Source organism: Methylobacterium aquaticum, from assembly GCF_016804325.1.
Lineage (GTDB): Bacteria > Pseudomonadota > Alphaproteobacteria > Rhizobiales > Beijerinckiaceae > Methylobacterium > Methylobacterium aquaticum_C.
The window spans coordinates 2586951-2602167 of sequence record NZ_CP043627.1 but is presented as its reverse complement, the minus strand read 5'-3'; the positions used below and the strand labels follow the sequence as shown (position 1 = coordinate 2602167).

The following is a 15217-nucleotide window of genomic DNA, read 5'->3' as shown; positions in this document are numbered from 1 at the left end:
GCCTCCCTGTTGCGGCGATGGCGCCATCCTCGCCCGGCCCGCCGCTCCACGCATCCCGGCGCTTGCGATCGAATTCCAAGGCTCGTCTTGCCGCAGGTTTATCCCAGGCGCGTTTATCGGTGCTGCACCGGAAACCGACCCAGCGGCGGGATGTTGGGCCTGCAGTCGGACGGCCTCGGGACCGGTCCGGTGCGCTCCCCGGCCCATTCCTCCCCTGCCGGCGCGGCGCTCGTCTCTCGGATCTCCTCGACTCCCCCGCTGCCGCGAGGCGGCGGGGCTTTTCGTCGTGGGGGCCAACCTCCGGGGCGGCGACGGTTCGTTTGCCGGATGCGAATACGGTGGAGCGTGGCGCCCCGGCCCTTGGCCCGGCCGCCGGGACGGGTTTAATCCGTCTCCAAGCAACGACACGGCGCCGCCGCCGATGGCCTCGAGGTGACACGCCCTTGACCGACGCGCTCGACGACATCGCCGCCATTCTGGAGCGCACCGGCGAGTACCGGGTGCTGCGCCGTCTCGGCCCCTTCGTGCCCCCGGCCGAGGAGCCCGCGGAGCCGACCTTCGTCGGGCTGATCCTCGACACCGAGACCACCGGCATCGACGTCTCCGCCGACGAGGTGATCGAGCTCGGCATCATCAAGTTCGAGTACGGCGCCAGCGGCCGGATCTACCGGGTGCTCGAGCGGTTCAACCAGCTCCACCAGCCCTCCGGTCCGATCCCCGAGGCGGTGGTGCGCCTGACCGGCATCACCGACGCCGACGTGGCCGGCCAGCGCATCGACGACGCGGCGGTCGAGGCGCTCGCCGCCGAGGCCCGGGTGATCATCGCCCACAATGCCCGCTTCGACCGGCAGATGTGCGAGCGCCGCTGGCCGATCTTCGTCTCGCGCAACTGGGCCTGCTCGTGCCACCAGATCCCCTGGCGGGCCGAGGGCCACGAGGGGATGCGCCTCGGCCACCTGCTCGCCGATCACGGCCATTTCCACAACGGCCACCGGGCGATCGACGATTGCGAGGCGCTGCTCGCCATCCTCGCCCGCCCCTTGCGCGCCTCGGGACGCCTGGCGCTGTCCGCCCTGCTGGAAGCGGCGCGGCGGCCGACCGTGCGGCTCTGGGCCTCCGACGCCCCGATCGCGTTGAAGGACCGGCTCAAGGACCGCAACTACCGCTGGTCGCCCCGGCGCCGCTGCTGGTACGTCGACCTCGACGAGGAGCAGATCGAGATCGAGCGCTCGTTCCTCTCGAAGGAGATCTACCGCGGCACCCTGCCCTCCGGCCTGCCGGCCGACCGCTTCACCGCCCGCGACCGCTTCTCGACCCGGGCCGATCCGGAGGCGTGAGGGGTGTCATGCGCCGGGTGGGCTGGCCGGTAAAAAAGTTTGGCGCGCCTCCCCTCTCCCGTTTGGGAGAGGGGTCGGGGGTGAGGGTGGCTCGGCTTCCGCAATGACCCAGAACCGTCGAGCTGCGCAGCTTGACGCTCTCAGCTTTAGTTGGAAGCCGAGCCACCCTCACCCCTACCCCTCTCCCAATCGGGAGAGGGGATCCCGCGCTTGATTTTAAAGGGTATTTTCCCCGGCCTACGCCCCCAGATAGGCCGCGATGTTGCGGCGGATGCGCTCCAGCGGCGGCTCGCTCGTGTCCGGCAGGGCGAAGCGCTCGCCGGTGATCGTCTCGAAGGCGCTGACATAGGTGGCGGCGGTGCGCAGGACCACGTCCGGCGGGATCTCCGGCACCGGATCGCGGTAGGGGTCGCAGCGGGACGCGACCCAGTTGCGCACCACGTCCTTGTCGAAGCTCTCCGGCAGGGTGCCGGCCTCGAAGCGCTCGGCATAGCTCTTCGCAAACCAGTAGCGGCTGCTGTCGGGCGTGTGGATCTCGTCGGCGAGCACGATCCGGCCTTCGGCATCGGTGCCGAACTCGTACTTGGTGTCGGCGAGGATCAGGCCGCGCTCGGCTGCCAGCGCCTGGCCACGGGCGAACAGGGCGAGCGCCGCCTCCGACAGGATGTGCCACTGGTCTTTGGTGAGCAGGCCCCGCTCCAGGATCTCGGCGGCCGAGAGCGGCGCGTCGTGGTCGCCGTGGCCGGCCTTGGTGGTGGGCGTGATGATCGGCTGCGGCAGTTGCTCGTGCGGGCGCATCCCGTCGGGGAGCCGGTGGCCGTACATCTCGCGCTGGCCGGCCTTGTAGAGGGTCAGGACCGAGGTGCCGGTGCTGCCGGCGAGGTAGCCGCGCACCACGATCTCGACCGGCAGGATGGTGAGCCGCCGGCCCACCACCACGTTCGGATCGGGATAGGCGAGCACGTGGTTGTCGCAGATGTCCCGCGTCTTCTCGAACCAGTAGCGCGCGGTCTGGGTCAGGACCTGACCTTTCAGCGGGATCGCCGCCAGTTCCCGGTCGAAGGCGCTCAACCGGTCGGAGGTGATCAGGATCCGCCGCCCGTCGGGCAGGTCGTAATTGTCCCGCACCTTGCCGCGGTAATGGCCCGGCAGTTCCGGCAGGGTCGCCTCGGGCAGGACGTAGTCGGTAAAGGGCGCGAGCGCGGCCGTGTCCATCGGGTTCACCATCACACGTCGAGATTGGCCACGTTGAGGGCGTTCTCCTGGATGAACTCCCGGCGCGGCTCGACCACGTCGCCCATCAGCTTGACGAACAGGTCGTCGGCGTCGGTCGTGTCCTTGACCTTCACCTGGAGCAGCGAGCGCACGTCGCGGTCGAGCGTCGTCTCCCAGAGCTGCTGGGCGGTCATCTCGCCGAGCCCCTTGTAGCGCTGGAGCTGCAAGCCCTTGCGGCCGAGCGCCATCATACCCTCGAACAGGGCGACCGGGCCGTACAGCATGGTCTGGTCGCCGCGCCGCACCAGGGTGACGGGGGCGCCGTAGATCTCGTTCAGGGTCTCGGCCCGCTCGTCGAGGCGGCGCGCCTCCTGCGAGTGGATCAGGGCCTCGTCGAGCACCGCGACCTGGCGCACGCCTCTGAGCGTCCGCGACAGCACGTAGCCGCCGTCCTTGGCCTCGCCCTCCCAGCCCTGCTCGATCTCGTCGGCGATGGCGTTGAGGCGCCGGGCGATCTGGTCGGCCACCACCTCGGCCTCGGCCGGGTTGCCGGCGACCGACGGACGCAAGGCGCCGGCGATCGCCGCCTGCTCGACCACGACGCGGTCGTAGCGCGAATGCATCCCGTGCAGGACCTGGCGCACGCCGCGCGCCTCGTCGACCAGCGCCTTGAGCTGGGCCCCGCCGAACTCGGTGCCGGTGGCGAGCTTGAGCACCGCCCCGTCGACGCCGCCGTCGATCAGGTAATCCTCCAGCGCCCGGTCGTCCTTCAGGTAGATCGCGGTCTTGCCCTTCTGGGCTTTGTAGAGCGGCGGCTGGGCGATGTAGAGATGGCCGCGCTCGATCAGCTCCGGCATCTGGCGGAAGAAGAACGTCAGCAGAAGGGTGCGGATGTGCGAGCCGTCGACATCCGCATCGGTCATGATGATGATGCGGTGGTAGCGCAGCTTGTCGGGGTTGAAGGCGTGGGCGCCGTCCCGGCCGATCCCGGTGCCGAGCGCGGTGATCAGCGTGCCGATCTCCTGGCTCGACAGCATCTTGTCGAGCCGCGCCCGCTCGACGTTGAGGATCTTGCCGCGCAACGGCAGCACCGCCTGGAAGGTGCGGTCGCGGCCCTGCTTGGCCGAGCCGCCGGCCGAATCGCCCTCGACCAGCAGGATCTCGCATTTCGACGGGTCGCGCTCCTGGCAATCGGCGAGCTTGCCGGGCAGCGAGGCGATGTCGAGGGCGCCTTTGCGGGTGGTGAGGTCGCGCGCCTTGCGCGCCGCCTCGCGCGCGGCCGCCGCGAGCGCGACCTTGGCGGCGATGATGCGCGCCTCGTTCGGGTGCTCCTCGAGCCAGGTCCCGAGGGTCGCGTTCATCACGCCCTCGACCGCCGGCCGCACCTCCGAGGAGACGAGCTTGTCCTTGGTCTGCGACGAGAATTTCGGGTCGGGCACCTTGACCGAGACCACCGCGGTCAGCCCCTCGCGGCAATCCTCGCCGGTGAGCGCGACCTTCTCCTTCTTGGTCACCCCGCTCGACTCGGCATAGCCGGTGATCTGGCGGGTCAGCGCCGCCCGGAAGCCGGCGAGATGGGTGCCGCCGTCGCGCTGCGGGATGTTGTTGGTGAAGCACAGCACGTTCTCGTGGAACGTGTCGTTCCACCACAGCGCCACCTCGACGCCGATGCCGTCGCGCTCCTGGCGCAGCACAATCGGCGCCTCGATCTGGGCCTGCTTCGCCCGGTCGAGGTAGCGCACGAAGGCCTCGACGCCGCCCTCGTAGACGAGTTCGTCGCGCTTGTGCTCGGCGTGGCGGGCATCGGTGAGCACGATGCGCACGCCGGAATTGAGGAAGGCGAGCTCGCGCAGGCGCTTCTCCAGCGTCGCGTAGTCGAACTCGATCATCGTGAAGGTGTCGGGCGAGGGCAGGAACGTCACCTCGGTGCCGCGCCGGTCGCCGGCCGGGCCCACCACCGCGAGGGGCGCCACCGCGTCGCCGTGGCGGAACTCCATCGTGTGTTCCTGGCCGGCGCGCCAGATGCGCAGGCGCAGCCAGGTCGAGAGCGCGTTCACCACCGAGACGCCGACGCCGTGCAGGCCGCCCGAGACCTTGTAGGAGTTCTGGTCGAACTTACCGCCCGCATGCAGCTGGGTCATGATGACCTCGGCCGCAGAGACGCCCTCTTCCGAGTGGATGTCGGTCGGGATGCCGCGGCCGTTGTCGGAGACCGTGCAGGAGCCGTCGGCGTTGAGGGTGACGGTGACGTGAGTCGCGTGGCCGGCCAGAGCCTCGTCGATGGCGTTGTCGACGACCTCGTACACCATGTGGTGCAGGCCCGAGCCGTCGTCGGTGTCGCCGATATACATGCCCGGACGCTTGCGCACCGCGTCGAGGCCCTTGAGGACCTTGATCGAGTCGGCGCCGTAGGTGTCGGGGGTCAGATCGCGGGCGGGTTCGGCCATGTCGGTTCCTGGTGCGGGCGGGCGCCTCCCCTTGGAGGCGGCCCGCGCCGGCGCCGGTTTCTCGATCCGGCGCCGTCTGGTCTCTCGTGTCTCAAGAATTCCGGGCCGCGGCGGGCGCGATCCGGCCTGTTCCTGATGTAAGCATTCCGCCTTGAAATTGCATCGGTTTTCGGCGCCGCACGGGCGCTTTTCGGGCGCCCGCCGGGGATGGGCCGGATGCCCGTCCACCCCCCGCGGGAGGATAACCGAGGTTACGTTTCGCCGCACCCCGTTAAGGATCCGCCAACGCGCGGTCGTCAGGCCTTGAGCGTGCCCCGGCTCGCTTCCTCCAGCCGGGCGGATGCCGCCGGGTCGAGGACGAGGCGCACGCCGCCGAGCAGCTCGTCGAGCTGCGCCACCGAGGTGGCGCTGGCGATCGGCGCGGTCAGCCCCGGCCGCGCGACGAGCCAGGCGATGGCGACCTGGGCCGGCGTCGCGCCATGCTCCCGGGCGACCGCGTCGAGGAGGTCGAGGAAGGCGAAGCCCTTCGGGTTGAGGTAGCGCGAGACCCGGGCCTCCCGGGCGCGGCCGGCGGCCGAGCCGGCCTCGCGGTACTTGCCGGTGAGGAAGCCCGCCGCCAGGGAGAAGTACGAGATCACCCCGATCCCCTCCTCGCGGCACAGGGGCTCCAGCTCGGCCTCGTATTCCTCCCGGTCGGCCAGGCTGTAGCCGGGCTGCAGGCACTCGTAGCGCGGCAGGTTCTCACGCGCCGCGACGGCAAAAGCCTCGCGCAGGCGGGCGGCGGAATAGTTCGAGGCACCGATCGCCCGCACCTTGCCGGCGCGGATCAGCCGGTCGTAGGCCGAGAGCGTCTCCTCCAGCGGCGTCTCGGAATCGTCGGCATGGGACTGGTAGAGGTCGATCCGGTCGGTCTGGAGGCGACGCAGGGAATCCTCCACCGCCCGCTCGATATACGGCGCCTTCAGGCCTTTCCGGCCCTCGCCCATATCCATGCCGACCTTGGTGGCGATCGTCATCCGGTCGCGGGCGCCCCGGGCCTTGAGCCAGCGCCCGATCACGGCCTCCGACTCGCCGCCCTGATGGCCCGAGGCCCAGCGCGAATAGACGTCGGCGGTGTCGATGAAGGTGAAGCCCGCTTCCAGCAGCCGGTCGAGCAGCGCGAAGGAGATCGCCTCGTCGGCGGTCCAGCCGAAGACGTTGCCGCCGAAGCAGAAGGGCGGGACGGTGAGGCCGGAACGGCCGAGGGGGCGCAGGTCCATGGCGAAGCTCCTACCGGAAGCGAGGATTCTACTGGAGAAACGGGTTCGACAACCGCTCCTGGCCGATCGTGCTCGTCGGGCCGTGGCCGGGGATGAAGGCGACGTCGTCGCCGAGCGGCAGGAGCTTCTCCTTGATCGAGGCGATCAGGGCGGCGTGGTCGCCCCCCGGCAGGTCGGTGCGGCCGACCGAGCCGCGAAACAGCACGTCGCCGACTTGCGCGAAGCGGGCCTCCCGGCTCACCAGCACCACGCTTCCGGGGGAATGGCCGGGGCAGTGCAGCACGTCGAAGGTCAGTTCGCCCACCGTCACCGTGTCGCCCTCGTCGAGCCAGCGATCGGGCGTGATCACCTTGGCGCCGTCGATGCCGTAGGCCGCCCCGGTCTCGGGCAGGCTGTCGAGGAGCGGCGTGTCGGCGCGGTGCGGCCCCTCGACCGGCACCCCGAGCGCATCGCGCAGGTCGGCCGCCCCGCCGGCATGGTCGATATGGCCGTGGGTGAGCAGGATCTTCTCGACCGTGACGCCGGCCTGCGCGATCGCCGCCCGGATCCGGTCGAGGTCGCCGCCCGGATCGATCACGGCGGCCCGCTTCGTCGCCTCGCACCACAGCAGGGTGCAGTTCTGCTGGAACGGCGTGACCGGGATGATCGCGGCGCGGGGCGTGCTCGGCATGATCGGCCTTGGGTGAGACGATGGTGGGGTCTTGTAGCGTGGAAGCGGGCGGTGCGGCACCCCGGGCGCTCGACGCGGGCCTGGCCTCGCTCACCGTCGCGTGATCGTGCGCGGCACCCTCTTGGCGGGCGGGTCGCCTCGGCGTTACCCTCGCGGGGTGCGGCGGGGCATCTCCCGCCCGGTGCGAGTGATCCAGTCTTGATGCGACCGATCTGTCCGGCGCCCGTGCGGGCCGGACCGGGCGCCTGAAGGACCGCCGACAGACGGCCCGAACGCGGCCCGGCCTTTCCCGTCGCGGGTGCCTCCCCCTGGAGGAAACGCGATGACGAGTTCGCCCATCTTCGCCCACGGCCTGTCCGCCGCCCGCCCCGCATTGCGGCGGATCGGTATCCAGGATCTCAAGGCCGTCCTGTCGCGGGGCGTCGACGACTTCCTGGCGATGCCGACCCACGTGGTGTTCGTGGTGCTGATCTATCCGCTCGCCGGCGTGCTGATCGCGGCGGCGACCTTCGAGCAGAACCTGATCCCGATCCTGTTCCCGCTCGCCGCCGGCTTCGCGCTGATCGGCCCGTTCGCGGCGCTCGGCCTCTACGAGATGAGCCGGCGGCGGGAATGGGGCCTGCCCGCGACCCTGGCCGATGCCTATGCCCCCTTGCGCGGCCGCTCGGCCAAGGCGGTGATGGCGGTGGGTCTCGTGCTGGCGCTGATCTTCCTCGCCTGGCTCTGCGCCGCGATGGGGCTGTACTGGACCCTCTATGGCGGGGTCACCGAGCCCTCGCTGCCGGCCTTCCTCGACGACGTGCTGACCACGCCGCGGGGCTGGGGCCTGATCCTCGCCGGCAACCTCGTCGGCGCCGCCTTCTCGCTCCTGGCGCTGGCGGTCGGCGCGGTCTCGATCCCGCTCATCATCGACAAGGATGTGGATGCCGGCACCGCCATCGAGACCTCGCTGGCGCTGATGCGCGAGAATCCCGGCACGATGCTCGCCTGGGGCGCCATCGTGGCCGGGATGCTCGCCCTCGGCATGGTGTCGCTGTTCGTCGGCCTCGCGGTGGTGCTGCCGGTGCTCGGCCACGCCACCTGGCACCTCTACCGCCGGGCGGTGGGGTGACGATCAGTCCGTGATCGCGGCGATCACTCGGTGATTGCCGCGTAGGTGAGCACCCGCAGCTCGCGCCGGATCGGCCAGGTCGAGGACGGCATGAGCTGCGTCAGCATGATGACGAACAGGTCCTCGGCGGGGTCGATCCAGAACGCCGTCGAGGCCGCCCCGCCCCAGGCGACCTCGCCCGGGGTGCCGAGGATCTGGGCCTTGGCCGGATCGAGCATCACCGAGAACCCGAGCCCGAAGCCGATGCCGCTGTAGCTCGACTCCGAGAAGCGCGGCTGCCCCATATCGGCGAGATCGCCGCGCAGGTGGTTGGCCATCATCAGGGCGACGGTCTTGCGGCCGAGCAGCCGCACGCCGTCGAGCGCCCCGCCGCCGAGGATGAAGCGGCAGAACCGGGCATAGTCGGACGCCGTCGAGACGAGGCCGCCGCCGCCCGACGGCACGGTGCGGGGACGGGCGTAGCGGCCCTCCCGGGCATCGTCGATGAGCGTCAGCCGGCCGCCTTCGCCGAGCGCGTAGTTCGAGGCGAAGCGGGCGATCTTGTCGGCCGGGACGTGGAAATCGGTGTCGACCATGCCGAGCGGCCGGATGATCCGATCCCGCAGGAAATCGTCGAAGGGAATTCCCGAGATCACCGCCACGAGGTGGCCGAGCACGTCGGTGGCGATGCTGTAGTTCCACTCGGCGCCGGGCTGGGCCAGCAGCGGCTGGCGCGCGGCCTTGGCGACGACCTCGGCCAGCGAGGTCTCGGCGGTCTGGAAGTCGACGCCCTCCTCCCGGTACATCCGGTCGACCAGCGTCGCGTCCATGAAGCCGTAGGACAGGCCCGACGTGTGGGTGAGGAGATCGCGGAACGTGATGTCGCGCTCCGCCGGCACGGTCTCGGGCTTGGCGCGGCTGCCGCCGACCAGCACCCGCATGTCCCGGAACTCGGGCAGGAAGCGGGTGATGGGATCGTCGAGCTGGAAGCGGCCCTCCTCGTACAGCATCAGGATCGCCACCGAGGTCAGCGGCTTCGTCATCGAGTAGATGCGCACGATGGTGTCGGCGTCCATCGGCAATCCGCGGGCGAGGTCGCGCAGGCCCTCCTGGTGGGAAAACACCACCTGGCCGCGCCGGGCCACGGTCACCGACAGGCCCGGCAGCTTGCCAGCCTCGACATAGCCCCGCATCCACGGGACGATTCGGCCCAGCCGCTCCGAGGAGAGGCCGACCGCTTCCGGGGTTCCGATCTCAAGCTTCACGCGGCGTCTCCGGGGCGTGGGGGTTCGCGGGTTCTAACGCGGGATCGTTCGCGAGGGCGAGTTCCATCAGCACCTCGTCGTGGTAGCGCTCCCCGATCTTCAGCGCCCGGCGCTCGCGGCCATAGGCGCGGAATCCGAGCGATTCGTAGAGCCGCGACGCCGCGCCGTTCTCGGCCTCGACCGTCAGCCGCAGGGCCTCGACGAGCGGGCGCGCCTCCGCGATGAGCCGGCCCAGGAGAGCCGTGCCCAGGCCGAGGCCCCTTGCCGCGGGACGGAGATAGACCGCGGTCACGTCGCCCTTGTGGCGCAGCTTCGCGCCCTCGTTCAGCACCAGGGTGACGGCACCGGCGAGCGCGCCGTCCCGGAACGCGCCGAGCGTGATCCCCTGTTCCAGCCGTGCCCCGAACCAGTCCGGCCCGTGCCCTGCCACGTCCTCGAACGACGTGCCGAAGGAGGCAGGGTGCCGTTCCAGCGCTTCCAGGCGCAAAGAGCGGTAGGCCGAGCCGTCGGCGGCCCCCAGGCGGCGGATCTCGAAGGCGTCCATGGCGGTATCGGAGCCCCGGGCGCAGTCTCCGTCAAGGTCTGTGGCAAGCCCCGTTGACCGCATCCGGGGCCGGTGCGATGCCGGAGCCCAACGATACCGCTCGAACGCGAGCCCCGGGAGCCACGCCGCCGATGTCCCTGCCCGACAGCCTCCGCCATGCCCTCGCCCTGCCGGTGATCGCCTCGCCGATGTTCATCGTCTCGGGGCCGGAACTGGTCATCGCCCAGTGCGTGAACGGCATCGTCGGCTCGTTCCCGGCCCTCAACGCCCGGCCGAAGGAAGCCCTCGACGAGTGGCTGACCCGGATCGAGGCGGCACTCGCCGAGGCCAAGGCCGCCGATCCCACCCGCATCGTCGCGCCCTACGCCGTCAACCAGATCGTCCACGCCTCGAACGACCGGCTCGAGCACGACCTGATGGTCTGCGGCCAGCACCGGGTGCCGATCATCATCACGTCGCTGCGCGCCCCCGACGCGGTGGTCTCGGCGGTGCATGGCTGGGGCGGCCTCGTCTTCCACGACGTGACCACGGTGCGCCACGCCGAGAAGGCGCTGGAGGCCGGCGTCGACGGCTTGATCCTGGTCTGCGCCGGGGCAGGCGGTCATGCCGGCACGCTCTCGCCCTTCGCGCTGGTGGGCGAGGTGCGGCGCTTCTACGACGGGCCGCTGATCCTGTCGGGCGCGATCACCACCGGCGACGCGATCCTCGCCGCCCAGGCGATGGGCGCGGACCTCGCCTATATGGGCACCCGCTTCATCGCCACGCAGGAGGCCAACGCCGCGCCGGCCTACAAGGAGATGATCGTCGGCACCACGGCCGCCGACGTGCTCTACACCCCCTATTTCACCGGCGTGCCGGGCAACTACCTCAAGCCGAGCGTCACCGCCGCCGGCCTCGACCCCAACGCCCTGCCGGAGGTCGACAAGACCAAGATGAATTTCGGGTCCGGCACCACCAAGGCCTGGCGCGACATCTGGGGCGCCGGCCAGGGCGTCGGCACCATCGACGACGCGCCGGCGACCGCCCTGGTGATCGACCGGCTGAAGGCGGAATACGCGGCGGCCCGCGCGCGCCTCGGGTAGCGCGCACCCCACCCTTGCGCCCGGCGCTTGTCCGCCGGGCACGGGCCTCGCATGCTGGCGCTCGCCAACCTTGAGCACAGTGCGAGGCCTTCGATGACCACCAACCTCTCCGTGAACGGCTCCCGGCTCTGGGACACCCTGATGGTGTCGGCCGGCATCGGCACCGGGCCCCGCGGCGGCCTGCGGCGCCTGACCCTGACCGAGCCGGACCGGGTGATGCGCGACCAGCTGAAAGCTTGGGCGCAGGAGGGCGGCTATCCGCTGACCGTCGACGGGCTCGGCAACATGGTGCTGCGGCGCGAAGGCAGCGAGCCGGACCTGCCGCCGGTGGTGATCGGCAGCCACCTCGACACCCAGTGGGCCGGCGGGCGCTTCGACGGCATCCTGGGCGTGCTGGCGGGGCTGGAGGTGCTGCGCACCCTCGACGATCTCGGGATCGCCACGAAGCGCGCGATCGAGGTGGTGAACTGGACCAACGAGGAGGGCGCGCGGTTCTCCCCGCCGATGCTCTGCTCGCTGGCCTGGTCCGGCCAGGCGACGCCGGACTGGGTCGAGAACCGGCGCGACCGCGACGGGATCCGCTTCGGCGACGCGCTCGACGGCATCGGCTATCGCGGGCCGGAGGCGGTCGGCGGGCGCAGCATCGACGCCTATTTCGAGCTCCATATCGAGCAGGGCCCGGCCCTCGACAGGGCCGGCGTGCCGGTCGGCATCGTCACCGGCGGCTATCCGAGCTGCGGCATGCGCATCGCCGTCGAGGGCGCCACCGCCCATACCGGCCCGACCCCGATGGGCGAGCGCCACAACGCGCTGGTCGGCGCCGCCATGGTGGCGGTAGCGGTCAACGACATCGGCTGGGCCCACGCCGACACCGACGCCAAGGCCACCGCCGCCCGGCTCGACCTGGTGCCGAACCTCCCCGGCACCCTGTCGGAATACGCCGAACTCTTCATCGACATGCGGGCCCCGAAGCTCGAGACGCTCGAGACCATGAAGGCGAGCCTGCGTGCCGCCCTGCCCGATTGCGCCGCCCGCTCGCTGACGCAGATCTCCGTCGCCGAGGAATGGGGGTTCGGGGTGTTCTCCTTCGACGACGGGCTGATCGGCCTGCTGCGCGAGACCGCGAAACACCTCGGCGTCCCGACCATGGACCTGCGCTCCCAGGCCGGCCACGACGCCTACCACGTCGCCCGGGTCGCTCCCGCCTGCATGATCTTCACCCCCTGCCGGGACGGCATCACCCACAACGAGGCCGAGGACATCGCCCTGGAGCCGACCCTGCCGGGCGTGAACGTCCTGCTCCACGCCGCCCTGGCGCGGGCCAACCGCTAGAGCATTTTCCGGCGAAGTGGATGCCGGTTCGTCGCAGAAAATGCAGCAAAATCAATGATATAGACCGCTTCACGATGGCAGCGCGATCGTGAGGCGCTCTAGGGACCATCGGGCGGCCAGGTCGGCCGCCCGAATCCGCTTGCGCGACTTTGCCTGACGGCGTACTTTGCATCGGAAAGTTGATGCGGGTTCCCCGATGCGCGACCTCGACCGGACGGATCTCGGCAAGGCCGACCTCGACAAGGTGCTGGCCGATATCGTGGCGATCAGGAGCCAGGTCGCCGCCGGCACCGCCTTCCAGGGCTACGGCCCCTCGGCGCTCGTCCTCACCGGCGGCCTGGCGCTCGCCACCGCGTGCCTCCAGGCCGTCCTCCTCGACGATCCGACCGCGCGGCCCTCACCTTCCTCGCCGGCTGGGTCGCCACCGCGTTCCTCTCGGTCGGGGTGATCGGGGCCGAGATGCGGGCGCGCAGCCGCCGGCACCATTCGGGCCTCGCCGACGCGATGATCGTCAACGCCGTCGAGGCGTTCCTGCCGGCCGGTGCCGCCGGGGCGCTGCTGCTCTTCGTCCTGGCGCGCCTCTCGCCCGGATCGCTATGGCTGCTGCCGGGCCTGTGGCAGATGCTGGTCGGGCTCGGGCTGTTTTCGTCCTTGCGCGCCCTGCCCCGGCCGGTGGCCTGGGCGGCGGGCTGGTACCTCGTCGCGGGTCTCGGCGCCATCGCGGCCGCTTCCGAGGGGCATGCGCTCTCGCCCTGGACCATGGGCCTGCCCTTCGCCCTCGGCCAGGGGCTGCTGGCCCTCATCCTCCACCGCGCCCCGGGAGGCGACCATGCCTGACTCCGCGCCGTTCGCGTATGACGGGCTCGACCGGGTGATGCACGAGCGGGCGCGGCTCAGCCTGCTCACCTCGCTCGCCTCGCACCCCAAGCCCCTGGCCTTCGCCGACCTCAAGCAGCTCTGCGGCCTCACCGACGGCAATCTCAGCCGCCATCTCGGGGTGCTGGAGGAGGCCGGCCTCGTCGAGATCCACAAGGGCTACGAGGGACGGCGCCCGCTCACCACCTGCCGCCTCACCCCGGCCGGGCGCGAGCGCTTCGTCGCCTATCTCGCGGTGCTGGAGCGCGTGGTCCGCGACGCCGCCGAGGCCGCCCGCCAGGGTGAGGGCGAGCCGGCGCCCCGCCCCGCCTGACCCTTTCCCCCCTTTTTTACCCGGAGACTTTGCGATGCAAAGCACTTCCGCACAGGAAGACAGGATTCACGTCGGCCTGATCATGGACGGCAACGGCCGCTGGGCGGAACGCCGCGGCCTGCCCCGTGGCGTCGGGCACGAGGCCGGGGTCGCGACGGTGCGGCGTGTGGCGCGGGCGGCGCCCGCGGAGGGCATCGGCACGCTGACGCTCTACGCCTTCTCCTCCGACAACTGGCGCCGGCCTGCGGCCGAGGTGTCCGGGCTGATGGGTCTCTTGCGCCTCTACCTGACCCGCGAGGTCGACATCCTGCGCCGCGACGGCATCCGCCTCACCGTGATCGGCCGGCGCGACCGCCTGCCCGAGGGCCTCGCCGAGGCCATCACGGCGGCCGAGGCGGCGACCCGGGCCGGCACCCGCCTGCACCTGCGCATCGCCCTCGACTACTCGGCCCGCGACGCGATCCTCTCCGCCGCCCGGCTCGCCGCCCCCGACGCCACCCGCGAGGAGTTCGCCCGCCTCGTCACCGGCGACGGCGCCCCGGAGGTCGACCTCGTGATCCGCACCAGCGGCGAGCAGCGCCTCTCCGATTTCCTGCTGTGGGAGAGCGCCTATGCCGAACTGCACTTCACGCCCTGCGCCTGGCCGGATTTCGGCGAGGCGGAACTGGCCGCGGCGATGACGGCGTTCCGCGCCCGGCAGCGCCGGTTCGGCGGGGTGCCGGTGGCGGCGTGAGGGGCGGAACGGGTGGCTCCGCGCCCGCCCTGGCCGGTGGTGGGAAGCCGTGCGGGGACGAGCGTCGATCGTTGCGCCGTATCGGGGCAGCCACGAGGCAGTCGTTCGGACATGACGAGCGTGCCGGCATCGGGCTAAACCGTGCGGATGTCGCAGGCACTCGTCCCGGGCCGCCACTGCGGCTCTTGCACCGCATGTTGCCACCTTCTCGAGGTGCAGGCCCTCGCCAAGCCGGCGGGGGTCCTGTGCGGGCACAGCACGGGTGATTCCTGTGGAATGTACCATGATCGCCCGCCGGCCTGCGCGCGATGGTACTGCCTCTGGCGCAAGATCGAGGCGCTCCCGGACGAGATGAGGCCCGACCGGTCGGGCGTCATGCTCTCCCTGGAGACGGACCCGACCGCCGGTGATCCATTCTTGCGCGCCCGCATCGTCTGTCGAGCGGTCTCCGGCGCCGACGATCCCGATCGGTGGGAGGCGATCGAGGCGATCGCCATGTTCGTGCGCGAAGGCTCGCTGCCGGTCTGGAGCGCCGTCGGGCAAACGGCGTCTCTGGTTTATCCGCAAGAGGCGCATGCGGATCGGTTACGGAGTGCCATCCTGGGCGTGGGGGCGCAGACGGGCCGATCGCACGAGGCCGCGGCCTGGAGGCCCAGGCTCGGCTACGCGCGCGATGGCGCGAATTATGGGGGGGGCGGCGAGCCACCGGATCGGGTAGAGCCCATGACCATCGAGGGAGGTACGCTCATGGCAACCGGTACGGTGAAGTGGTTCAACGGAACCAAGGGCTTCGGTTTCATCCAGCCCGACGACGGCGGCCAGGACGTGTTCGTCCACATCTCCGCGGTCGAGCGGGCGGGCCTCCGCGACCTCGCGGACGGCCAGAAGATCTCCTACGAGGTGGTGGTCGACCAGCGTCGCGGTAAAGCCTCTGCCGAGAACCTGAAGGTCGCTTGAACCATCTTTGCGACGAGGCGGAGGTCGGTTCGTCGCGGTAAGATCGAAAACCTGGAACAGCGCCCGATCGCCCGGCGATCGGGCGCTGCCATGGAAG

At 70.9% G+C, this 15217-nt stretch carries 13 protein-coding genes and 1 pseudogene; 8 read left to right on the top strand and 6 right to left on the bottom strand.

Going from position 1 to position 15217, the window contains the following annotated elements:
• Window positions 1-443: 443 nt before the first annotated feature.
• Complete coding sequence (locus tag F1D61_RS11755; RefSeq protein WP_203158029.1) at window positions 444-1337, top strand: 3'-5' exonuclease; 894 nt, start codon at window positions 444-446, stop codon at window positions 1335-1337.
• 237 nt (window positions 1338-1574) lie between these two features.
• Here the strand turns inward: F1D61_RS11755 and F1D61_RS11750 are convergent, their stop codons facing one another.
• The 4 genes from F1D61_RS11750 to F1D61_RS11735 all read right to left on the bottom strand — a co-directional run bounded on the left by F1D61_RS11750 (window position 1575) and on the right by F1D61_RS11735 (window position 6928).
• The gene (locus F1D61_RS11750; protein ID WP_203158028.1) at window positions 1575-2552 is read right to left on the bottom strand and encodes a phosphoribosylaminoimidazolesuccinocarboxamide synthase; all 978 of its coding nucleotides are present in this window, start codon (window positions 2550-2552) and stop codon (window positions 1575-1577) included.
• An 11-nt stretch (window positions 2553-2563) separates the two neighbouring features.
• Entirely contained in the window at window positions 2564-4999 is a 2436-nt protein-coding gene (gene gyrB / locus F1D61_RS11745) for a DNA topoisomerase (ATP-hydrolyzing) subunit B (protein ID WP_203158027.1), read from the bottom strand.
• A 296-nt stretch (window positions 5000-5295) separates the two neighbouring features.
• Window positions 5296-6258 carry an aldo/keto reductase gene (locus F1D61_RS11740; protein ID WP_203158026.1) on the bottom strand — a complete coding sequence of 321 codons (963 nt, stop codon included), beginning with the start codon at window positions 6256-6258 and terminating at the stop codon, window positions 5296-5298.
• A 28-nt stretch (window positions 6259-6286) separates the two neighbouring features.
• Window positions 6287-6928, bottom strand: coding sequence for an MBL fold metallo-hydrolase (locus F1D61_RS11735; protein ID WP_203158025.1), 642 nt, complete (start codon window positions 6926-6928; stop codon window positions 6287-6289).
• A 322-nt stretch (window positions 6929-7250) separates the two neighbouring features.
• Between F1D61_RS11735 and F1D61_RS11730 the strand changes: the two genes are divergently transcribed.
• A complete protein-coding gene (locus F1D61_RS11730) occupies window positions 7251-8039 on the top strand; it encodes a DUF2189 domain-containing protein (RefSeq protein ID WP_203158024.1) in 789 nt (262 codons plus the stop codon).
• A 23-nt stretch (window positions 8040-8062) separates the two neighbouring features.
• Here the strand turns inward: F1D61_RS11730 and F1D61_RS11725 are convergent, their stop codons facing one another.
• Both F1D61_RS11725 and F1D61_RS11720 read right to left on the bottom strand, forming a co-directional pair.
• Window positions 8063-9283, bottom strand: a complete 1221-nt coding sequence (locus F1D61_RS11725; protein WP_203158023.1) for a serine hydrolase domain-containing protein — start codon at window positions 9281-9283, stop codon at window positions 8063-8065.
• On the bottom strand, window positions 9273-9827 hold the full coding sequence (locus F1D61_RS11720; protein ID WP_203158022.1) for a GNAT family N-acetyltransferase: 555 nt from the start codon (window positions 9825-9827) through the stop codon (window positions 9273-9275). Before F1D61_RS11720 ends, F1D61_RS11725 begins: the two co-directional genes overlap by 11 nt.
• Before the next feature lie 131 nt (window positions 9828-9958).
• Between F1D61_RS11720 and F1D61_RS11715 the strand changes: the two genes are divergently transcribed.
• The 6 genes and pseudogenes from F1D61_RS11715 (at window position 9959) to F1D61_RS11690 (ending at window position 15120) form a co-directional block, all read left to right on the top strand.
• Window positions 9959-10909, top strand: coding sequence for an NAD(P)H-dependent flavin oxidoreductase (locus F1D61_RS11715; RefSeq protein WP_203158021.1), 951 nt, complete (start codon window positions 9959-9961; stop codon window positions 10907-10909).
• Between the two features lie 93 nt (window positions 10910-11002).
• On the top strand, window positions 11003-12241 hold the full coding sequence (locus F1D61_RS11710) for a Zn-dependent hydrolase (protein ID WP_203158020.1): 1239 nt from the start codon (window positions 11003-11005) through the stop codon (window positions 12239-12241).
• Window positions 12242-12437: 196 nt separating this feature from the next.
• A pseudogene (locus tag F1D61_RS11705) lies at window positions 12438-13078 on the top strand (hypothetical protein).
• Window positions 13071-13430, top strand: coding sequence for a winged helix-turn-helix domain-containing protein (locus F1D61_RS11700; protein ID WP_203158019.1), 360 nt, complete (start codon window positions 13071-13073; stop codon window positions 13428-13430). The pseudogene F1D61_RS11705 and the gene F1D61_RS11700 overlap by 8 nt, the downstream one beginning before the upstream one ends.
• Before the next feature lie 34 nt (window positions 13431-13464).
• A complete protein-coding gene (locus tag F1D61_RS11695) occupies window positions 13465-14163 on the top strand; it encodes a di-trans,poly-cis-decaprenylcistransferase (protein ID WP_203158018.1) in 699 nt (232 codons plus the stop codon).
• Window positions 14164-14910: 747 nt separating this feature from the next.
• On the top strand, window positions 14911-15120 hold the full coding sequence (locus tag F1D61_RS11690; protein WP_203159026.1) for a cold-shock protein: 210 nt from the start codon (window positions 14911-14913) through the stop codon (window positions 15118-15120).
• Window positions 15121-15217: the final 97 nt, after the last annotated feature.